Below are 20,092 nucleotides of genomic sequence, written 5' to 3'. Positions count from 1 at the left end.
GGATGCGCTTGTGCTAAACCCTGGGCACCGGATCACCGGGTGCATGGAGGGGAAAACAATGTCCGAAGTGGGTGGCAATCTGTTCGAGCTGTTCCGTTCCCGCTTTCCGGCGGACCGCAGCCGCCCCTTCGCCGAGACCGAGCCCGGCACGGATAACGCCCGCACCGTCACCTACGGTGACCTCGAAGCCCTGACCGGCCGCTACGCCAACCTGCTCGCCGACCTCGGCCTGAAGAAGGGCGACCGGGTCGCCGTGCAGGTGGAGAAGTCGGTCGAGAACATCATCCTCTACCTCGCCACCGTGCGCGCGGGCGGCGTCTTCCTGCCGCTGAACCCGGCCTACACGAAGGCGGAGGTCGAGTATTTCCTGACCGACGCCGAGCCGCACGTCTTCGTCGCCCGTCCCGAATCCGCCGACGCCCTGCGCGAGGTCGCCGACAAGGCCAAGGTCGCCCATCTCCTGACTCTCGGCACCCACGGCGAGGGCACCCTGCCGGAGCAGGCCGCCGGCAAAGTCACGGACTTCGCGACCGTCCCGGCGGACGCCGACGACCTCGCCGCGATCCTCTACACCTCCGGCACCACCGGGCGGTCGAAGGGCGCGATGATGAGCCACCGCAATCTCGGCTCCAACGCGCTGACGCTGCACAAGTACTGGGGTTTCCAGCCGAACGACGTGCTGCTGCACGCCCTGCCGATCTTCCACACGCACGGCCTGTTCGTGGCGACCAACTGCGTGCTGCTGAACGGCTCCTCCATGCTGTTCCTGTCGAAGTTCGACGCCGAGCAGGTGATGGGGCTGCTGCCGCGCGCCACGGTGATGATGGGCGTGCCGACCTTCTACACCCGCCTGCTCGCTCATCCCGGCCTGACGCGCGAGGCGACGGCGCACATGCGGCTGTTCGTTTCCGGCTCGGCCCCGCTGCTGGCCGACACGCACAAGGAGTTCTCCGCCCGCACCGGCCACGCCATCCTGGAGCGTTATGGCATGACCGAGACCGGGATGCTGACCTCCAACCCGCTGGACGGCGACCGCATCCCCGGCACGGTCGGCTTCCCTCTGCCCGAGGTCTCGGTGCGCGTCGTGGACCCGGAGACCGGCGCGAGCCTCGGCACCGACGCGATCGGCATCATCGAGGTCGCCGGGCCGAACGTGTTCTCCGGCTACTGGCGGATGCCCGAAAAGACGAAGCAGGAGATCAAGCCGGACGGCTTCTTCATCACCGGCGACGTCGGCAAGGTGGACGGGCGCGGCTACGTCCACATCGTCGGGCGCGCCAAGGACCTGATCATCTCCGGCGGCTTCAACGTCTACCCGAAGGAGGTCGAGACGGTGATCGACGGCATCGACGGCGTGGTCGAATCGGCGGTGGTCGGCGTGCCGCACCCCGACTTCGGCGAGGCGGTGACCGCCGTGGTCCTGCGCAAGCCGGGCAACACCACCCTGGACGAGGCGGCGGTGATCGCCGTCTGCAAGGAGCAGCTCGCCAACTTCAAGGTGCCCAAGCGCGTCTTCTTCATGGATGAACTGCCGCGCAACGCCATGGGCAAGGTGCAGAAGAACCTGCTGCGCGACGCCCACAAGGACCTGTTCACTGCGGCAAAGGCGCGCTGAGGCGCGCCCGGCTTCCCCTCTCCGGCCAAATCCGTATAAGGTTCGACGCCCGCACCGCCCGCCGGGTTCTGGACAGGCCATCGGCGAATCGATACGCTGCCGTATGGTCTCCGGAGTGTTGCCGATGGAAGCGAAGACGCTGAACCGCGAATCCTGGCTGTCCGCCGCCTTCTCCGCCCTGGCGGAGGGCGGCGTCGAGCAGGTGCGGGTCGAGCTTCTGGCCAAGCGGCTGAAGGTGACCAAGGGCAGCTTCTACTGGCACTTTCGCGACCGGATGGAGCTGGTGGAGGCGATGCTGGAGGGCTGGAAAACCGGCCGCATCGAGGCGATCAAGGCGCAGACCCGCCTGGACGGCCGCACGCCAGCCGAGGGGCTGCGCTACGTGCTGTCGCTGTATGGCGGCAGCAGCAACCCGCGCGGCATCGCCATTGAACTGGCGATGCGCGACTGGGCGCGCCGCGACCCCCGCGCGTCCGAGATCGTGGCGGAGGTCGACCGCGAACGCCTGCGCTGCGTGTCGGACCTGTTCGCCGGCCTGGGGCTGGACCCCGACGACGCCTTCGCGCGGGCGTATCTGTTCTATTCCTTCATCTTCGGGGAAGGGCTGCTGGCCCGCTCCGCCGCGCCGGACCGTTTCGAGAAGGCGCGGGACATTTGCGGGAAGGTGCTGGTGCCGGAGGGAGTGTAGGCGCGTTGCCCCCACCCTTCCCACGGCTTCGCCGCGGGCCCCTTCCCTCCTCCGCTGTCGCAAGGGAGGGAGTTTTATCCCCTCCCCTGCGACAGCGGGGGAGGGTTAGGGAGGGGGCAAGCGTTGCCCCATCCGCAACTTACGTCCCCGTCCCGCGCACCGGTGCAAAGGGCAACCCCGCCTGATCCAGCGCGCGGTCGATCACCTCGTCCGACGCACCGTCGAACAGTTGCAGCAAAAGCTCGTCCACCACCCACTCATTCGTAGGGGTCAGGGTGGCGAACAGGTCGGCCATGACCTCCGCCTGGAAATCATCGCGGCGGTTGTCGCTGCCCTCGTAGCCCATGCGCTTGGCGGTCGCGATCGCCACCTGGAAGGGCGGCACCAGGACCGGCGCGACCGACGCCTTCTTCAGCACCGCCCGCAGCCCCAGCGCCCCGTCGTCCCAGGCCAGCCTGCGGGCGTTGTCCGCCGGGATGCCGGCCTTCGCCCCCAGCCCCGCCGCGAACAGCGCGACATCGCCCGCGCACAGCACGCGGAACAGCAGCGCCGCGGTGAAGCGCCCGTTGGCGTGCAGCCAGCGGGCCACCGCCTCCACATCCTCGTCGCCGCGCAACGCCGGGCGCAGCAGCCGCAGAGTCGCCGACTCGCGCCCGCGGTTGGCCAGCCGGTCCACCAGATCCTTGGACAGGCCATGGCTGTGGGCCAGCGTGGCGCGCACCGCGTCGGAGACGAAGGCGACCAGCCGCTCCACCACGGCCAGCGGCAGGCCGGGGCGGGTCGCCGCGGCCTCGCTGACCATGCGCACCCGGCCGAAGCGGTCCAAGGCCCGGTGCAGCGCCGGTTCCACCAGTTCCGCGCCGGGGTTGCGCAGCAGGGCGGTCACCACCGCGACGTTGCCGGTCTCGACGACCGTCCCGGCCACCCGCGCCGACACGGTGTGGCGGTTGGCGACGGCCATGTGCTTGCCGGCGTCGGGATCGGCCAGCACGTCGAGCAGCAGTTCGTCGCTGAGGCTTCCGGCGTCGCGCAGGATCGGGAAGGCCACGCGGGCCACGTCCTTCACCAGCCGCTCGGCCAGCTCCGCGGTCAGCAGGGCGTTGTTGCGGATCTGCCAGGCCACCGCCTCGCGCACCGCGACCTGGGCGTCGGCGGCGAAGCAGTGCATGACCTCCAGAGCCAGCGACCGCTCGGCGTCGGTCAGCCCGCCTTTCTCCAGATCGCCGGCCAGCTTCTGCATCGTGTCGATGCGGGCTTCCGCCGACGAGGATTCGAGCAGACGCTCGACATCGCGGATGGACAGGGATGAATCGCTCATGTGCGGATGCCTGCGGGTGGGAGATGCATAAGGCTGTTCAGTCGAGCCACTCAATCGAGTCCCTGGCCGGCGTAGCGGACCATGTCGCCCCAGATGCGGTCGAGCCGGCGCAGGGTGCGGTAGGCGGCCTTCAGGTCGGCCGCCTCCGCCTCGTTGCGGACCAGAGCGGTGGCTTGGCCCTGCTCCAACTTGAACAGCTCGTCCCGCAGCGTCCGTCCCTTGTCGGTCAGGCGCAGCCGGGCCGTGCGGCGGTCACGCTGGCTGGCGCCGCGGTCGATGTAGCCGGCCTCGACCAGGATCTTCAGGCTGTAGGAGGCGTTGGACCCCAGGTAATAGCCGCGCTCCATCAGGTCGCGGACCGACGGCTCGTCGTCGCCGATCAGCATGACCATCAGCGCCTGAACCGGCCCGATGTCGTCGATCCCCTGCCGCAGCAGGCCGGCCCGCACGACATCGAGGAACCGGCGGTGCATCCGCTCGATCAACCGGGCGAGCCCGTGATACTCGGCCAGTTCCGCCGCGTCGATGGCATCCGGCTTGTCTTGGGCCGGCTTGGATTCGGCGCCCGCCCGGCGCTGCGTACTCATCCCTCGTCTCTCCGTCACTCGGCGGCCTGCGCCACGGCCGGGCCGCGGTAGCCGCCCGGATGGCGGCGGCGCCATTCCCACGCGCTGCCGATGATGCTGTCCAGATCGGGGAAGCGCGGGTTCCAGCCCAACTCGCTCCGGATGCGCTCCGACGAGGCGATCAGAACCGCCGGATCGCCGGCGCGGCGCGGCCCGACTTTCACCGGAACCGTCAAACCGGTGACCCGCTCCGTCGCTTCGATCACTTGGCGGACGCTGTAGCCCGTGCCGTTGCCCAGGTTGTAGCGGACGCTGCGCGTCTCCAGCGTCGGCAGCACCCGCAGATGCGCGTCGGCGAGGTCGCAGACATGGATGTAGTCGCGCACGCAGGTGCCGTCCCCCGTCGGATAGTCGTCGCCGAAGATCTCGATGTGCGAGCGCCGGCCGCTGGCCGCGTCGAGCACCAGCGGGATCAGGTGGGTTTCCGGATCATGATCCTCGCCGATGATCCCGTTCGGGTGCGCGCCGGCGGCGTTGAAGTAGCGCAGGCAGGCGGAGCGCAGGCCGTGGCAGCGGTCGGCCCAATGCAGCGCGCGCTCGATGAAGAACTTGGATTCGCCGTAGGGGCTGCCGGGGTCGATGGTGGTGTCCTCGTCGATCGGCTGGCGCTCCGGCGTGCCGAACAGGTTGGCGGTCGAGGAGAAGACCATCTTGCGCACGCCGGCCGTGGTCGCCGCGCGGATCAGGTTCAGCGAGTTGACGGTGTTGCCGTGCAGGTAGAGGTGCGGGTCGCGCATCGATTCACCGACCAGCGACAGGGCGGCGAAGTGGAGCACCGCGTCGAATCGCCATTCGGCGAAGACGCGGGTCAGCGCGTCCATGTCGGCAAGGTCGGCCTCCACGAAGGCGGCGTCGGACGGCACGGCGGCGCGGTGGCCCTGGCGCAGGTTGTCGAGCACGACGACCCGGAAGCCGCGGTCGAGCAGTTCGGCCACGCAGTGACTGCCGACATAGCCGGCACCGCCGGTCACGAGTACGGTCTGGGGCGTGTTCATCGTAAATATTCCTTGGATTTGAGAAATATTCGTCAGTCCAGGCACCCGCCGGCATCAAAGGATCGTACATCCCCCGGTGGCAAGTGCAAGAGTTCCGCGATGCACCATGCCGTCAATTCAGACGGAAGGCCAGTTGACGAAAAAGAGACACGGGCGCTGGGAAAGGCGCGGGGTGTCATCGGAAAAATGTTATGGAACAACATTTTACAGCGCTGCAAATACCCCTTTCGATCGGCGCCGGAGGGGGTAAGGGCTCAAACTTGTCACACGCCGCAGCGCAGCGCCGGACGTAAGCGGAAATGGCGCGGGACCAGTCTTCCCGCAATGGGCGGCCTTTGTCCGGACTTCGTCTCAAAAGGAGTTCATGCGGTACGGCCGCGCCTCAACAATTCGTTAACCATGAATCCCTTTGCATGACCGGCTTCATGGCCCGCCCCCAAACCTGAGAACGCGGGACTCCGGAACGCGGCCGGAACGCGGGACGCAAGAAAAGGAATCGGCATGAGCGGTATGGATCGGACCCTGCTGACCCAAGCCTACCGGAAGATCGGACGCGGCCTGCTGCTGGCCGGCGCCCTCACCTTCTTCGTCAACATCCTGATGCTGGTGGTGCCGCTCTACACGATGCAGGTCTACGACCGCGTGATGAGCAGCCGCAGCCTGGAGACGCTGACGATGCTCGCGGTGATCTCCGTGGGCGGGCTGGTGCTGTACGGCGTGCTGGACTTCATCCGGGCGCGCGCCTTCCTGGTCTGCGGGGCGGTGATCGCTCACCGCTTCAACGTGCCGGCGCTGCAGGCATCCATCGTGGACGCGCTGGGTGGCGGGACGCGCAACGCCGGCCAGACGATGCGCGACCTGAACGACCTGCGCAACTTCATGACCAGCAACGCCGTGGTGGTGCCGCTGGACCTGCTGTGGACGCCGATCTTCCTGGTCATCCTGTTCATCCTGCACCCGATCTACGGCTGGATCGCGGTGGGGTCGGCGCTGCTGCTGCTGACCATGAACGCGCTGACCGACGCGCTGACCCGCCGCCCCATCGCCGAGGCGAACGAGGCATCGGCCAAGGTCTTCGCCGACGTCGCCAGCACCGTCCGCCACGCCGAGGCCATCGAGGCCATGGGCATGCTGCCGCCGCTGGCCCGGCGCTGGCAGATGGCGCAGATCGGCTCCGCCTCGCTGATCGACCGGGGCGTGGTGCTGTCGCGCGGCATGGCGTCGGCCTCCCGCTCGCTGCGGCTGATCCTGCAGATCGCCACCATCTCCGCGGGCGCCGCGCTGGTCATCCGGAACGAGGCGTCGCCGGGCAGCATGATCGCCACCGGCATCATCATGGCCCGCCTGCTCCAGCCCTTCGAGCATCTGGTGGAGAACTGGCGGCAATGGATCGTCGCCCAGACCGCCCACAAGCGCATCCGCGAGCTTCTGAACGGCGAGGGTGCGCGGCGCAGCACCATGCCGCTGCCCCGCCCCGACGGGCGCCTGGCCGTCGACCGCGTCAGCCATGTGCCGAAGGGCCTGCAGCGCCCGGTGCTGCGCGGCGTCTCCTTCGCGCTGGAGCCCGGCGAGGTGCTGGGGATCATCGGCCCGTCGGGGGCCGGCAAGTCGACTCTCGCCCGCCTGCTCGTCGGCATCTGGGAGCCCACCGCCGGCGGCATCTACCTCGACGGCACCAGCACCTTCCTGTGGGAGCGCGAGAGCTTCGGCCAATATGTCGGCTACGTCCCGCAATCGGTGGCGCTGCTCGACGGCACCATCGGCGAGAACATCGCCCGCATGGCCCAGGCCGACCCGGCGGAGATCGTGCGCGCCGCCCGGCTGGCCGGCGTCCACGACATGATCGGGCGCCTGCCCTTCGGCTACGACACGCCGGTCGGCGAGAACGCTTTCGCCCTGTCCGGCGGCCAGCGGCAGCGCATCGCGCTGGCCCGCGCGCTGTTCGGCAAGCCCCGCCTGATCGTGCTGGACGAGCCCAACTCGAACCTCGACCACGAGGGCGAGCAGGCGCTGCTGACCGCGATCAACCACGCGCGCCGCGACGGCGCGACCATTGTGATGGTCGCCCACCGCCCCTCCATCGTGTCGGTGGCCGACAAGCTGCTCGTCCTCAAGGACGGCATGGTCGAGCATTTCGGCGAACGCACCGACGTGCTGAAGATGGTCCAGCCCGGCGGCGCCGTGAAGGTGGCCCGCCTAGTCCGGACGGGAGAATCCGCATGACCGACACGACGATCACCCCTGCTCCGACTCCGCAATCCCCGCTCACCGCCGCCTGGTCGCCGGTCATCGACGTGACGCCGCACGAGCCGACGCTGCGCGGCACGGCGCTGGCGGGGGCGTTGGCCGTCGCCATCGGCTTCGGCGGCTTCTTCGGCTGGGCCTTCACCGCCAGCCTGGACAGCGCGGCCATCGCGCCCGGCACCATCATGGTGGAAAGCCACCGCAAGACCGTGTCCCACCTGGAGGGCGGCATCCTCAGCGAGCTGCTGGTTAAGGACGGCGACATGGTGACGGCCGGGCAAATCCTGCTGCGGCTCGACACCACGCAGAGCGGCGCGGTGGTCGCCCAGCTTCACGGGCAGTATTGGACCTCGCTGGCCCGGCTCGCCCGGCTGCGCGCCGAGCAGACCGACGCGAAAGCCCCGGTCTACGCCGACGAGCTGGTGGCCGCCGCCAAGACCAGCTCCGTCGCCGCCGAGGCGCTGGCTGCGGAGCAGCGGCTGTTCGAATCGCGGCGCGACGCGTACGAGGGGCAGATCTCCATCCAGCGCAAACGAATCGGTCAGCTCCGTGACGAGCTGGTGGCACTCGATTCGCAGCGCGTCGCCGCCAACGACCGGCTGCGCTACACCCAGGACGAGCTGCGGATCGTCGAGACGCTGCTCGCCAAGGGCTACGAGCGCAAGCCGCGCATGCTGGAGCTTCAGCGCAACGTCGCCGACACCAAGGGCCGGCTGGGCGAGATCCAGGCCGACAAGTCGAAGGCCGAGCAGGGCATCGCCGCAGCGGAACTGGAGATCATCAACCTCGGCAACAACCGGCGGTCGGAGGTCGGCAACGAGCTTCAGACCATCCAGGCCACCGTCTCCGACCTGTCGGAGCGGCTGCGCAGTGCCGGCGACGTGCTGAAGCGCCAGGAACTCGTCTCGCCCCAGGCCGGCCGGGTCACCAACCTGCGCTTCTACACGCCGGGCGGCGTCATCCCGGCGGGCCAGGGCATCCTCGACATCGTCCCGCAGGACGACGGGCTGATCGTCGAGGCCCGAGTCGCCCCCGCCGATGTGCAGAACATCGATGTGGGCGGCAGCTCCATGGTGCGGCTGGTCGGCTACCGACAGCGGCTGGTGCCGCCGGTGCAGGGGAAGGTGCTGACCCTCTCGGCAGACCAGCTTGAGGACGAGCGCACCGGGCAGGCCTATTTCCTCGCCCGGATCAGCCTTGACGCCGCGGCGCTGAAGGCGCTGCCGAACGTGGACCTGCATCCCGGCATGCCGACCGAGGTGATGATCCACGGGCACACCCGCAAGGCCATCGAGTATTTCCTGACGCCGCTGACCGACGGCATGAACCGCGCCTTCCGCGAGAACTGACCGCAGGGCGCCGCGCCGGATCATTTCGCACGCTCCTCCGTTGCCAAGCAGGCAAGACCAAGGGCCGACAGGCCAGGAAGGGAGCGTGCGAGCATGACCACACAGTGGGACCGGAACACCCTGAAGCGCGTCGCCGACGCCATCGGCGACGTCCATCTCTACGACAAGCACCACACCGGCGAGTTCATCGCGATGCGGCTGCGTGATTCGCTGGCCGACAGCCCCGGCTATGACCGGGCGGCGGTCGACGACAAGCTGATGCAGTTGGCGCGGGTGGCTCTGGACGCCGCCGAGGCCGGCAAGGCCTGATTTCGGGCGGACGCAAGACAAAAATTTTCACCCCTTCCGGGGCGTCGCTCACAGCCGTCCGGCGGCGCTCGGCCCGACCTCGGCGGGCCGCCGGAACGGTCTGGAGATCGGAAAAAGCCTGCCTGGAAGGTCCGGACAACGGCGTTGCGGGCGCCGCGCGCCTCCCGGCGGCCCCCACCGCCCCGCCTTCGCTTTCAAATTCCGGCTTTTAAATTCTCCGGCCTTCCCCGCCAGCATTTTTAAAAGCCGGGGTTTTGAATGCGCCGCAGCATCGCCGGACGCCCCCTAAGGGCAATGAAGATCGGCATAATCCTAAGCCAAACGCATAGGACTTGCGGGTCATTTCAGGGCATTTCGTCGAATTTCGACCGAAACGCCTTCCCGATATCTTTAAAAGTATTATGAGCCAACAATTCTGCATCTTCGGCTAATCATGAGTCTTCGTCTTGGACGAGAGCCGTAAAACCGCCAATTCGGCACTGTGTCCAAAATTAGATGTTTAGATTTTCGAAGGGCTTTGAAGCCAAGGTGACAGGAATGACGTAATGAACGTTGATGATTATTGTGTTCTGACTCTATGAACTCAAGATTTGCCTGGGTTTGACCTTATGTTTGTCACAGCCATGCCGAACGGTATTTGGGTAAAGGCTTAGTGGTACCTCGCCATTTCGGGGTAGGAAATCCCCCACCCCACCGAATCCCATCGTTAAGGAGTATGATTCATGGCCACCCTTCCTGGCGGCAACTATGACGACATCGTCACCGGCACCAACGGCAACGACTTCATCGACGGCGGCAACGGTGACGACATCCTGATGGGTGGCAACGGCGCCGACACGATCCTCGGCGGCGACGGGCGCGACGCCCTGTTCGGCGGCAACGGGAACGACCTGTTGAGCGGCGGCAGCGGGGCCGACGTCCTGGACGGCGGCAACGGCAACGACACGCTGGATGGCGGGGACGGCGACGATTACCTGTCCGGCGGCAACGGCGACGACGTTCTGATCGGCGGCCGCGGCAATGACATCCTCGATGGCGGCAACGGCGACGATGTCCTGAACGGCGGCGACGGCGCCGACATTCTGCGCGGCGGCAACGGCGACGACGTCCTGATGGGCGGCGGCCACAACGATTATCTGGATGGCGGTGCGGGCAACGACATCCTGATGGGCGGCACCGGCGACGACATCCTGAAGGGTGGCGAGGGCGACGACTTCCTGTCCGGCGGTGACGGCAACGACATCCTCGAAGGCGGTGCGGGCAACGACATCCTCACCGGCGGCGCCGGCAACGACATCTTCGTCTTCTCCGGCGGCGGCGGCCAGGACGTCGTTCTCGACTTCCGCGCCGGCGAGGATGTCCTGCAGATCGAGCGCAACATCAACGGTCTGGAGATCAACGACGCCTCCGATCTGGCGGCCCGCGTCACCGACATGGGCGGCAACGCCGTCATCGATCTCGGCAACGGCGACAGCATCATGCTGAAGGGCGTTTCGGCCGACGAAGTTCACAACAACCCGAACGACTTCTTCGTCATTCACTAAAGACGTAACCCACCCAGGGACCGGACCGGCGGCGTGTTTTCCGCACGCCGCCGATGGGTCCGGCTAAGGAACGCATGACCGTGCTCGCCGTCCTGCCGGCCTCCGCCTCCATCACGTCCGCCCAGCTCCATGCGCTCGGCGACGACTTTGTGCTCGCCTCGTGGGAGAGCGACGGACCGGAGCCCTCCGGCCGCGTCGTTCCCACCCTCGACGGTGAGGAGGTGCGGCCGCCCTACACCACCTTGTCCGTCCGGACGAGCTGGGGTGGGCAGCGGGTGCTGTCGATCCTGCGGGCGCCCCGGATCTCCGGTGCGCCCGTCCGTTTCGTGGCCCAGAGCCGCGTCGTCGCGGAGGTCCTGTCCGAACCGCAGGTTCCCGACCCCGACCCCGCCTTCCTGCTCGGCAGCCTCGACGCGCCGTCGCGGCTGCGTGTGGTCCGTTTCCTGTTCGATTTCGCGCGCTCCACCCCGGCGCTGCGCAGCGACGCCGGATTCGCCGCGGTGTGCCGCCGCATGGTGCTGGAGCTGTCGCCCACCCCCTCCCCGCTCGTCGCCCGCGCCATGGCGACCGACGAGCTTCTGCTCTGCGGCGGGTCGCTGTCGTCGGGCTTCGGCGAGGTGACGGGGGCGGTCATCATCACCGCCGGCGCCGTCGGCCCCTCCCCCTTTGACGTCTGCATCGGCTCCGCTCTGGACCGGCGCGGGCGTACGGCCATGTCGCTGCTGGTGGACAAGGCGCTGTGCGCGCCGGGCAACCTGCTGGTGGTGCTGGGCCGCAACGGGCTGGCCTGCCGCGCCTTCTCGGCCGTGGCGCCCAACCTGCCGAGCCTGACCGAACGCCTGTCCACGCGCCGCGACACGCCGTTGGAGCTGCGTCAGTACATTCTGAACGCGCTTGCCCAACGCGGACGGTCGGATGCCACGGCGGCGGCGGCGGTGCGCGAACTCCAGGTGCTCGCCCCGCTGCCCAAGCGGCAGGTCGCCGACGCCAAGCGCTCCATCGGCGCCGCCCTCGACCTCGCCGTTCCGACCGGTGACGGCGGGCTGTTCCTGGCCGGCTGGGTGCACGACCCGCACGGCCTGTCCGGCGGCCTCACCGTGCACACGCCCTTCGGCGGCGAGCGCCGGCTGGAGGTGCTGGAGCACCGCTTCCCGCGCGAGGACGTGGCGAAGCTGTTCGGCACCGCCCCGTCCACCGACCGCAGCGGCTTCGTCGCCTATCTGCCCGGCGCGCCCGAGCCCGCCGCGGCGCTCCAGGTCCATGCCGAGCTTCGCCTGGGCTCCGGCGGGTCGATCCGGCTGGTGCCGCCGCTGCGCCCGCTGTCGCCCGCCGACGCCCGCGCCGCGGTGCTCGGCAGCCTGCCGCCGCAGCACGCGACCCCGCTGGTTCTGGAAACGGTGATCGCCCCGGCCGTGGCACCGCTCCACGCGGCCCACATGGCGAGCCGCGGCGAACCGGAGACGGTCACCTTCGGGCGCGGTCCGGAGACGCCCGCCGTCTCGGTCATCGTCCCGCTCTACAAGGCGCTGGAGTTCCTGCGCTTCCAGCTCTCCAGCTTCGCCACCGATCCCGGCATGGCCGGGGTGGAGCTGATCTTCGTGCTCGACAGCCCGGAGCAGCGCGACGAGCTGGTGCACATGCTGCACGGCTTCCACGCGCTCTACGGCCTGCCGATGCGGGTGCTGGTGCAGCCGGCCAATTACGGCTACTCGGCGGCCAACAACACGGGCGTCGCGGCCTCCACCGGACGGACGCTGCTGTTCCTGAATTCCGACGTGATCCCCGACCAGCCCGGCTGGCTGCCCGTCCTGCTCGCCGCGCTGGAGCGCGCGCCCGGCACCGGGGCGGTCGGGCCGAAGCTGCTGTTCGACGACGACAGCCTGCAACACGCCGGCCTCTACTTCGACCGCGACGTCCGCGGGCGCTGGTACAACCATCACTTCTTCAAGGGCCTGCCGCGCGACTTCCTGCCCGCCCGGCGGGAGCGCAGCGTGCCCGGCGTGACCGGCGCCTGCCTGATGATGACCCGCGAGACCTTCGACGCCGTGGGCGGCTTCTGCGAGGACTATGTCATCGGCGACTACGAGGACTCCGACCTCTGCCTGCGCGTCCGCAAGGCCGGGCTGGACATCCGCTACGTCCCCTCCGTCGAGCTGTACCATCTGGAGCGCCGCTCGATCAGCCGGCACCAGGGCTACACCCGCGGTGTCGCCTCCGAATACAACGGCTGGCTCCACGCCCGCCGCTGGGCCGCGATGATAGAGGAGCTGGCCGCCCGCGACTGGAGCGCGTTGCCGCCGCCGCCCGCGCTGGAGGACAGCCTGATGCGCCCCCTGTCGGCGGTCGCCCCCACGGACACCGCCCTTCCCGTTGCCGTTCCGGGCAAATCCCGCCTGTTCGGGCGCGCGAACCGGAACCGGAGCTGACCTGATGAACGAGATCCTCACCGGGCGCCGCCTCGCCGTCCTGCGTCGCAACACCGACCCGCGGCTGGAATGGCTGTGCGCGCAGATCGCGCGCAACCGCTTCCTGCCCGTGCCGCCGCCGGACCGCGTGTTCATCGGCGACGGCGATTTCCGGGCCATCGGGGCGGAGTTCCTGCGCCACTTCGTGCGCGTCGGCGGGCTGAAGCCGAAGCACCGCGTGCTGGAGATCGGCTGCGGCATCGGGCGCATGGCCGTGCCGCTGACCCAGTACCTCGATTCCAGCTACGACGGCGTGGACATCGTCGAGGACGGCATCCGCTGGTGCGCCGAGACGATCACCCCGGCCTATCCGGAGTTCCGCTTCCGGACGCTCGACGTGGCAAACGCCCTCTACAACCCCGGCGGGGCGGAGGACGCGGCGCAGACCCGCCTGCCCTTCCCGGATGGCGGGCATGACTTTGTGATCCTGACCTCGGTCATCACCCATCTGCGGACAGCGGAGACGGTGCGCTACGCGGCGGAGATCGCCCGCGTGCTGAAGCCGGGCGGGCGCTGCTTCCTCAGCCTGTTCCTGGTGGACGCCCGCGCGCGGGACGGCATCGCGAAGAAGACCGCCCGCCCGGCCTTCCTCGAGGCCGCCGGGCCGGAGTTCATCGCCGACGAGGCCAACCCCAACGCCGCCGTCGCCTACAGCGAATCCTTCCTGCTCGGCACCTTCGCGGAACAGGGACTGCGCCCGGCGCGCCCAGTCCTGCGCGGCCATTGGAGCGGGCAGCGCAACGCCGAGAACTTCCAGGATCTCCTGGTTCTGGAAAAGGAGGCCGCGCGATGAGCCTGCCCCGCGTCCTCGTCGTCGCCCACAACCACCCGAGCCTGCACCCCGGCGGCACCGAAATCTTCGCGCACGAGCTGTTCGGCAGCCTGAAGGCCAAGGGGGCCGAGGCCCTGTTCCTCGCCTGCACCAACGGCGTCCACCGCGACCGCAAGCCCGGCACCAACCTCCAGACGCTGGGCCGCAGCGCCGACGAGGTGGTGCTGTGGGCCGGGCATTTCGATCACTTCTTCCAGAGCCAGATCGACCTGCACGGCATCGTGCCGGACCTGTCGAACCTGCTGCGCGCCTTCCAGCCGGACATCGTGCACATCCACCACACGCTGCTGCTGGGCGTGGAGATGCTGTTCCTGATCCGCCGCGTCTGCCCGCGGGCCCGCATCGTCTACACGCTGCACGACTACTACCCGATCTGCGCCAACGACGGGCAGATGGTGACGACGGGAAGCCACGCGCTGTGCCGCATGGCCTCGCCCGACGCCTGCCACCGCTGCTTCCCCGACCGGCCGGCCGACCAGTTCGTGCTGCGCGAAAAGCACATCAAGGCGATGTTCGGGCTGGTCGACCATTTCCTGGCGCCCAGCGCCTTCCTGCGCGACCGCTACATTGCCTGGGGCATCGATCCGGACAGCATCTCCGTCATGGAGAACGGGCGCCCGGCGGTCCGTCCGGCGCCGCACCGGCCGCTGCCCGTGGGCGCGCCGCGCAACGCCTTCGCCTATTTCGGCAACCTGAACCCCTTCAAGGGAATCACGGTCGCGCTGGAGGCCGCCGCCCGGCTGGAGAAGCAGGGGCAGGACCTGACGCTGGCCGTCCATGGCGGCGCGCCGTTCCAGACCGACGCCTTCAAGGACAGGGTCGAGCAGGGGTTCAAGGGCGCCCGCGGCACCGCCGTCCGCCACGGCCCCTACCGGCGCGAGGAGATGCCCGAGTTGATGGCCGCCGCCGACTGGGTGGTGATGCCGTCGATCTGGTGGGAGAACGCGCCCCTGGTCATCCGCGAAGCCTTCCAGCATCGCCGCCCGGTCATTTGCAGCGGCATCGGCGGCATGGCGGAATCGGTGACCGACGGGGTGGACGGACTGCATTTCCGGGCGGGGGACGCCGCGGATCTGGCGCGCGTGATGACGCGCGCGATGACCGAGCCGGGGCTTTGGGACCGGCTCGTCTCCAACATGCCGGCGGTCCCGACGACCGAGGAGTCCGCCGAAAAACACGTCATTCTCTATGACGACATAATGAACGGTCCGGGGGGATCGCATGCGCAGGGCTCGATTGCGGGGAGCATCGCGGTATGAAGGAACCGATCACCAAGGCCGACATCACGGCGGCCATTCTTCTTGACGACGACACGCTCGTCCTGTTCGGCGCCATCGACCGGGCTCTGCCCGCGCAGGGCGCCGTTCATCTCGACGGGTCGGTGGAGGGCCGCTACGCCGGACGCTCCTGGGCCGACGCGGAGGGCGAGCGTTGGTTCCTCGGCGGCATCCGCGTGCCGGGGCTGGCCCAGATGCGCCCGTCGCGCGTCGAGCTGGCGGACGAGAAGGGGGAACGCCTCGTCCTGCCGCGCCTGTCCAACGTCCGCACCAACCCGTCGCACCTCGTCTCGGCGCTGAAGGGCTTCCAGCCCGGCGCGCTGGCCGTGGCGCTGGATTTCGCGATCCAGCTCGCCGCATCTTCCAAGGACGGGGCGGAGAACGAGTCCGACCGCATCGGGCGCCTGCTCTCGGGCCTCGCCCAGGAGGTGTCGCAGCCGGACGGCTTCGCCGAGGTGTTCGGCCGCTTCCGCGACGGCAGCCTGATGCTCCAGGGCTGGGCGCGCAGCTTCCGCAACGGCGCCCAGAAGATCCTGATCGAGGCGGAGGAGACGACCGCCTACCGCGCCACCGCCGGGGCCTTCGCCCGCCCGGACCTGCCGCCGGAGGCGTCGGGCGTGATGGCGGTGCTGACCGACCAGACCCCGCTTCCCACCGCCATCCGCCGCATCCACTACCGCGCCGCCGAGGGCTGGCGCCATCTGGAGATCTTCGAGCACCGCACCATCCTGCCCGATGGCGTGGCCTCCGCCCATGTCCGCGACATGCTGGGCAACATCCAGGACGCCGAGACGCGCCAGCGGATGACGCGCATCGCCGCCTCGCGCTACGACGGTGCGGAAACGGTGTCGCGGCTCGACATCCCGGTGCGGACCGGGCTGGACATGGCGTTGCGCGTGCCCGGGGCCGGGCTGTTCGTCGCCGGCTGGCTGCTCGACCCGACGCGGCAGGTCCGCGCCGTCACGCTGAAGGGGCCGGGCGTCGCCGTTCGGCTCGATGAGGGCTGGTCGCGGCTGGCCCGCCGCGACGTGACCGAGGCGTTCCAGCACGACGGCCTGTTTGCCGGGCGCATGATTCCCGGCCAGGACCAGCACGGCTTCACCGCCTTCGCCGCCGAACCCTCGGGCCTGCCCCCGGGCGCCGAGTTCCATCTGGAGCTGGAGCTGGCCGACGACCGCTTCGCCTTCCTGCCGCTGAGCTGCCTGCCGCCGGCTCCGGAAGCGCTGCGGCGCATGCTGTCGCTGGTCAATCTCGACAGCCCGTCCATCGACACGCTGATCGCCAATCATGTCGGCCCGATGCTGCGCACCGCCCGCTCCCGCTCCGGGGCGCTGCCGTCGACCGGCGTGCACCCGATGGGCCGTCCGGTGAAGGCGCCGCGCGTCTCGGTGATCCTGCCGGTGACCGACGCGCGGGAGGATGTGGACCTCAACATCGCCCGCCTCGCCATCGACCCGGACTTCGCCGAGACCGAACTGCTGGTGGTCGCCGCCGCCGGCACGCACGAGCGGCTGGGCGGTGCCGTCCGTCAGGCCGCCGCCTTCTACCGCATGGCCGTCACCTTCGTCGCCGCGCCCGACGCCACCGACATGTTCGAGGCGATGGCCGCCGCCCTGCCCCACGCCCGCGGTGAGCGGGTTCTGACGCTCTCCCCCTCCGTCCTGCCGACCGAGAAGGGATGGCTGGCGGCGCTGGAGCGGGTGTCGCGCAAGTCCGGCGGGCCGGTGATGGTCAGCCCGACGCTGCTCTACGAGGACCATTCGATCCGCTTCGCCGGCATCATGGCGGTGGAGGGCTCGGACGGCGCCAAGACCTTTGAGCGCCGGTTCGCCGGCTACCCGCGCGACTGGCTGAAGGAGCAGGACGCGGCGACGGTGGACGCCGCCGCCCCGGAATGCGCCCTGCTGCCCAAGGACGCGCTGGTCCGGGCGCTGGCGACGATGGGCTCCTACATGGGGGCCGACCACAAGGGGCTGGATCTCTGCCTGCGCCTGCGCGCGTTGGGCGGGGCCTGCGTCTGGCTGCCCCGCGTCACGCTGGTGGCGCTGGACGAGCAGCCGCGCGACGCGCACGCCGACCGCTGGCGCCGTGCCGGCGCCATGGTGGACCGCTGGAGCTTCGAGGACATCTGGTCCGCCCGCGCCGCCGCCTGAGTCCCCTGAAAGCTCCCCCAGCAGACCTATCGAGATCGGCCCGACCATGAGCAACAAGCGCGTCCTGATCATCAGCCACGGCCATCCCGCCTTCTCGCTGGGCGGCGCGGAGGTGGCCTCCTACAACCTGCACCAGGGGCTGCACGACCTGCCGGGCTGGGAGAGCCATTACTTGGCCCGCACCTCCCCGCCGGTGACTCCGCACGGCAGCTCCGCCCTGATGGCGCTGCGCCAGAAGGAGCGGGAGGTCCTCTACTACGCCAACGACTACGACCATTTCCGGCTGTCGAACCGCAACCTGCCGGGGCTGGAGAAGGACTTCGTCCGCTATGTCCGCGATCTCCAGCCGGACGTGGTGAACTTCCACCATTTCCTGGGTCTGGGCATCGAGACGATCCAGGCGATCCGGCAGGCGCTGCCGCGCGTGCCGATCGTGGTGACCTTCCACGAGTATCTGTCCATCTGCCACCACCACGGTCAGATGGTGAAGACCAGCCGCAACACGCTGTGCTACCGCGCCAGCCCGGCCGACTGCGCCGGCTGCTTCCCGCACATCGGCGAGGCGCAGTTCTTCAAGCGCGAGCTGTTCCTGAAGACCTTCCTGGAGCAGGCGGACTTCTACGTCAGCCCGTCGAATTTCCTGATCGACCGCTACGTCGACTGGGGCCTGCCCCGCGAGAAGTTCCGCATGATCGAGAACGGCCTGACCGTCGAGGGCATCGCCCCGCCCCGGCCGCTGGCCCGCGGCGGCAAGCGCAACCGCTTCGCCTTCTTCGGCCAGCTCACCGAGTTCAAGGGCGCCCATGTGCTGGTCGAGGCCATCGGCCGCGTCTCCGAGAAGGCGTGGGGCGAGGACGGCGCGCTGATGATCTTCGGCGGCAACCTGGAGCGCCAGCCCGAGGCCTACCAGAAGAAGTTCAACGAGGCGGTGGAGCGCGCCGGCGACCGCGTGCGCTTCTACGGCAGCTACCGCTCCGCCGAACTGCCCGGCTTGATGAAGGACGTGGACTGGGTGGTGATGCCGTCCATCTGGTGGGAGAACTCGCCGGTGGTGATCCAGGAGGCCTTCCTGCACGGCCGCCCGATCATCTCCAGCAACATCGGCGGCATGGGCGAGAAGGTCACCCACGGCGTGGATGGCCTGCATTTCCGCAACGCCAGCGTCGAGGATCTGGTGGACCGCCTGACCGAGGCGCTGACCACGCCGGACCTGTGGGACCGGCTGCGCATGCGCATCCGCCGCCCCATCGACCGCGCGGAATGCGCCCGCCGCCACGCCGACGTGTTCGACGCGCTGATCGCGAACGCGGGTGGTGGCGCGGTGTCGATGCCCGAGCGGGCGGTGGCGCAGAAGCCGTGATGGGGATGTTCGTGCGACGGGCCCCCATGTCCGGCAGACGGGCCCCCACCCTAACCCTCCCCCGCTGGGCGAGGGAGGGGATTAAAGGCCCTCCCCCGCCCAGCGGGGGAGGGAGGGGACCCACGAAGTGGGGAGGGTGGGAGCAATACGCCGGCATCCTCCTCGCCACCCTCCTCCTCGCCACCCCCTCGCATGCCGCGGACCTCCGCGTCAGCGTCCCCACGGGGGCCGCGCTGGAGACCGTCTACGACCACCACACCCAGGCCTGCGAGGACTGGGACGTGCCGGACGCCCCGGCGCGCGCCTGGAAGGCGGCGGACGGCAGCGTCCGGCTGCTCGCCGCGCACACCCGCGCCCGCGCCCTCAGCGGCCCGTCGCTGAACGAGCTGCACCACGCCTGCCGTATCGTCTTCCAATCGGCCAAGCGCGACGACCCGGCGCGCTTCGACGACATGGGTTGGCTGACCTCGCCCTACACGCTGGACGGCACCACCGTCTACGGGCTGGTCCACAACGAGTATCACGGCCACAAGCGCCGCGACCTCTGCCCGACCGGCGACTACATGGCCTGCTGGTGGAACGCGCTGACCCTCACCGTTTCGCACGACGGCGGGCAGAGCTTCGGGTCGGCGCGCTACGTCGCCGGCGTGCCCTACCGCTTCCGCGGCGATCTGGGGAAGCGCGCCGGGCTGTTCGCGCCGAGCAACATCGTCGAGCGCGACGGCTGGTACTACGCCATGGCCTTTGCCGAGGGCATCGGCGCGCAAAAGCGTGGCGTCTGTCTGATGCGCACCCGCGACCTCGCCGATCCGGCGTCCTGGCGGGCGTGGGACGGGCGGGACTTCACCGTCCGCTTCCGCGATCCCTACACCGAGGGTGAGGCCGACCCCGAGGCGTCGGTCTGCGCGCCGCTGCCGCCCGACCGCCTGCCCTTCACCGTCACCAGCCTCGTCCGCCACACGCCGAGCGGCCTCTACGTCGCGGTGATGGCCGGACGGCGGGCGGAGCGCAAGGGCGGCGAGCTGGTGTCCGGCGTGTGGGTGTCGACCTCCGCCGACCTGATCGGCTGGTCCGCGCCCCGCCTCGCCTGGGCGGCGCCGCTGCTCACCGACAAGACTTGCGCCGTGGACGAGAGCTTCTATTACCCGGCCATTCTCGATCCGGACGCCAGAAGCCGGAACTTCGAGGACACGGATGGAAACGCCTGGCTCTACCTGACCCGGCTTGCCCAGAAGAACTGCAAGCCGACCAGGGATCGTGATCTGGTCCGAATAATGATCCGGGTTGAGCCGTCCCAAAGCGGCTAAAATTCATCAA

Annotated in this window: 15 protein-coding genes; 12 read left to right on the top strand and 3 right to left on the bottom strand. The window is 69.3% G+C overall.

Features of this window, described 5'->3' with window-relative positions; translation table 11 throughout:
• Positions 1 to 58 precede the first annotated feature (58 nt).
• A complete protein-coding gene (locus tag FHW79_RS17925; RefSeq protein WP_183180204.1) occupies positions 59 to 1,615 on the top strand; it encodes a malonyl-CoA synthase in 1,557 nt (518 codons plus the stop codon).
• Positions 1,616 to 1,739: 124 nt separating this feature from the next.
• Positions 1,740 to 2,303 carry a TetR/AcrR family transcriptional regulator gene (locus FHW79_RS17920; protein WP_040136445.1) on the top strand — a complete coding sequence of 188 codons (564 nt, stop codon included), beginning with the start codon at positions 1,740 to 1,742 and terminating at the stop codon, positions 2,301 to 2,303.
• A 139-nt stretch (positions 2,304 to 2,442) separates the two neighbouring features.
• On the opposite strand, the gene FHW79_RS17915 is transcribed toward FHW79_RS17920, so the two are convergent.
• From FHW79_RS17915 to galE, 3 genes are read right to left on the bottom strand one after another with little or no spacing between them, the layout of a single operon-like run.
• Complete coding sequence (locus FHW79_RS17915) at positions 2,443 to 3,621, bottom strand: DUF2336 domain-containing protein (protein ID WP_183180203.1); 1,179 nt, start codon at positions 3,619 to 3,621, stop codon at positions 2,443 to 2,445.
• 50 nt (positions 3,622 to 3,671) lie between these two features.
• Complete coding sequence (locus FHW79_RS17910) at positions 3,672 to 4,208, bottom strand: MarR family winged helix-turn-helix transcriptional regulator (RefSeq protein ID WP_183180202.1); 537 nt, start codon at positions 4,206 to 4,208, stop codon at positions 3,672 to 3,674.
• A gap of 14 nt (positions 4,209 to 4,222) precedes the next feature.
• Positions 4,223 to 5,242 carry a UDP-glucose 4-epimerase GalE gene (gene galE, locus FHW79_RS17905; RefSeq protein ID WP_183180201.1) on the bottom strand — a complete coding sequence of 340 codons (1,020 nt, stop codon included), beginning with the start codon at positions 5,240 to 5,242 and terminating at the stop codon, positions 4,223 to 4,225.
• A 501-nt stretch (positions 5,243 to 5,743) separates the two neighbouring features.
• Here galE and FHW79_RS17900 point away from each other — a divergent pair.
• The 10 genes from FHW79_RS17900 (at position 5,744) to FHW79_RS17855 (ending at position 20,082) form a co-directional block, all read left to right on the top strand.
• Entirely contained in the window at positions 5,744 to 7,465 is a 1,722-nt protein-coding gene (locus FHW79_RS17900) for a type I secretion system permease/ATPase (RefSeq protein ID WP_183180200.1), read from the top strand.
• Positions 7,462 to 8,835 carry an HlyD family type I secretion periplasmic adaptor subunit gene (locus FHW79_RS17895; RefSeq protein WP_183180199.1) on the top strand — a complete coding sequence of 458 codons (1,374 nt, stop codon included), beginning with the start codon at positions 7,462 to 7,464 and terminating at the stop codon, positions 8,833 to 8,835. The genes FHW79_RS17900 and FHW79_RS17895 overlap by 4 nt, the downstream gene beginning before the upstream one ends.
• A 93-nt stretch (positions 8,836 to 8,928) precedes the next feature.
• Complete coding sequence (locus FHW79_RS17890; RefSeq protein WP_145624157.1) at positions 8,929 to 9,144, top strand: hypothetical protein; 216 nt, start codon at positions 8,929 to 8,931, stop codon at positions 9,142 to 9,144.
• A gap of 722 nt (positions 9,145 to 9,866) precedes the next feature.
• Positions 9,867 to 10,688, top strand: coding sequence for a calcium-binding protein (locus FHW79_RS17885; protein WP_183180198.1), 822 nt, complete (start codon positions 9,867 to 9,869; stop codon positions 10,686 to 10,688).
• 74 nt (positions 10,689 to 10,762) lie between these two features.
• Positions 10,763 to 13,114, top strand: coding sequence for a glycosyltransferase family 2 protein (locus FHW79_RS17880; RefSeq protein ID WP_183180197.1), 2,352 nt, complete (start codon positions 10,763 to 10,765; stop codon positions 13,112 to 13,114).
• A gap of 4 nt (positions 13,115 to 13,118) precedes the next feature.
• Positions 13,119 to 13,946, top strand: coding sequence for a class I SAM-dependent methyltransferase (locus FHW79_RS17875; RefSeq protein WP_119508190.1), 828 nt, complete (start codon positions 13,119 to 13,121; stop codon positions 13,944 to 13,946).
• Positions 13,943 to 15,244 carry a glycosyltransferase family 4 protein gene (locus tag FHW79_RS17870; RefSeq protein ID WP_183180196.1) on the top strand — a complete coding sequence of 434 codons (1,302 nt, stop codon included), beginning with the start codon at positions 13,943 to 13,945 and terminating at the stop codon, positions 15,242 to 15,244. The genes FHW79_RS17875 and FHW79_RS17870 overlap by 4 nt, the downstream gene beginning before the upstream one ends.
• Positions 15,241 to 17,415: a hypothetical protein gene (locus tag FHW79_RS17865; protein WP_183180195.1), complete on the top strand. Its 2,175-nt coding sequence runs from the start codon at positions 15,241 to 15,243 to the stop codon at positions 17,413 to 17,415. Before FHW79_RS17870 ends, FHW79_RS17865 begins: the two co-directional genes overlap by 4 nt.
• A gap of 46 nt (positions 17,416 to 17,461) precedes the next feature.
• Positions 17,462 to 18,775 (top strand): glycosyltransferase family 4 protein, encoded by a 1,314-nt coding sequence (locus tag FHW79_RS17860; RefSeq protein ID WP_014241733.1) that lies wholly within the window; start codon positions 17,462 to 17,464, stop codon positions 18,773 to 18,775.
• 26 nt (positions 18,776 to 18,801) lie between these two features.
• Complete coding sequence (locus FHW79_RS17855) at positions 18,802 to 20,082, top strand: hypothetical protein (protein WP_183180194.1); 1,281 nt, start codon at positions 18,802 to 18,804, stop codon at positions 20,080 to 20,082.
• Positions 20,083 to 20,092: the final 10 nt, after the last annotated feature.

This window comes from Azospirillum sp. OGB3, from assembly GCF_014192915.1.
In the GTDB taxonomy this organism is placed as follows: Bacteria; Pseudomonadota; Alphaproteobacteria; order Azospirillales; family Azospirillaceae; genus Azospirillum.
Note: the sequence above shows the minus strand (reverse complement) of the source record. Positions and strands in the feature narration are given on the sequence as shown.

Excerpts from the sequence above, each read along its gene's own strand:
- FHW79_RS17925 (WP_183180204.1), top strand. The coding sequence starts at position 59 with ATGTCCGAAGTGGGTGGCAATCTGTTCGAGCTGTTCCGTTCCCGCTTT.
- FHW79_RS17920 (WP_040136445.1), top strand. The coding sequence starts at position 1,740 with ATGGAAGCGAAGACGCTGAACCGCGAATCCTGGCTGTCCGCCGCCTTC.
- FHW79_RS17915 (WP_183180203.1), bottom strand. The coding sequence starts at position 3,621 with ATGAGCGATTCATCCCTGTCCATCCGCGATGTCGAGCGTCTGCTCGAA.
- FHW79_RS17910 (WP_183180202.1), bottom strand. The coding sequence starts at position 4,208 with ATGAGTACGCAGCGCCGGGCGGGCGCCGAATCCAAGCCGGCCCAAGAC.
- galE (WP_183180201.1), bottom strand. The coding sequence starts at position 5,242 with ATGAACACGCCCCAGACCGTACTCGTGACCGGCGGTGCCGGCTATGTC.
- FHW79_RS17900 (WP_183180200.1), top strand. The coding sequence starts at position 5,744 with ATGAGCGGTATGGATCGGACCCTGCTGACCCAAGCCTACCGGAAGATC.
- FHW79_RS17895 (WP_183180199.1), top strand. The coding sequence starts at position 7,462 with ATGACCGACACGACGATCACCCCTGCTCCGACTCCGCAATCCCCGCTC.
- FHW79_RS17890 (WP_145624157.1), top strand. The coding sequence starts at position 8,929 with ATGACCACACAGTGGGACCGGAACACCCTGAAGCGCGTCGCCGACGCC.
- FHW79_RS17885 (WP_183180198.1), top strand. The coding sequence starts at position 9,867 with ATGGCCACCCTTCCTGGCGGCAACTATGACGACATCGTCACCGGCACC.
- FHW79_RS17880 (WP_183180197.1), top strand. The coding sequence starts at position 10,763 with ATGACCGTGCTCGCCGTCCTGCCGGCCTCCGCCTCCATCACGTCCGCC.
- FHW79_RS17875 (WP_119508190.1), top strand. The coding sequence starts at position 13,119 with ATGAACGAGATCCTCACCGGGCGCCGCCTCGCCGTCCTGCGTCGCAAC.
- FHW79_RS17870 (WP_183180196.1), top strand. The coding sequence starts at position 13,943 with ATGAGCCTGCCCCGCGTCCTCGTCGTCGCCCACAACCACCCGAGCCTG.
- FHW79_RS17865 (WP_183180195.1), top strand. The coding sequence starts at position 15,241 with ATGAAGGAACCGATCACCAAGGCCGACATCACGGCGGCCATTCTTCTT.
- FHW79_RS17860 (WP_014241733.1), top strand. The coding sequence starts at position 17,462 with ATGAGCAACAAGCGCGTCCTGATCATCAGCCACGGCCATCCCGCCTTC.
- FHW79_RS17855 (WP_183180194.1), top strand. The coding sequence starts at position 18,802 with ATGTCCGGCAGACGGGCCCCCACCCTAACCCTCCCCCGCTGGGCGAGG.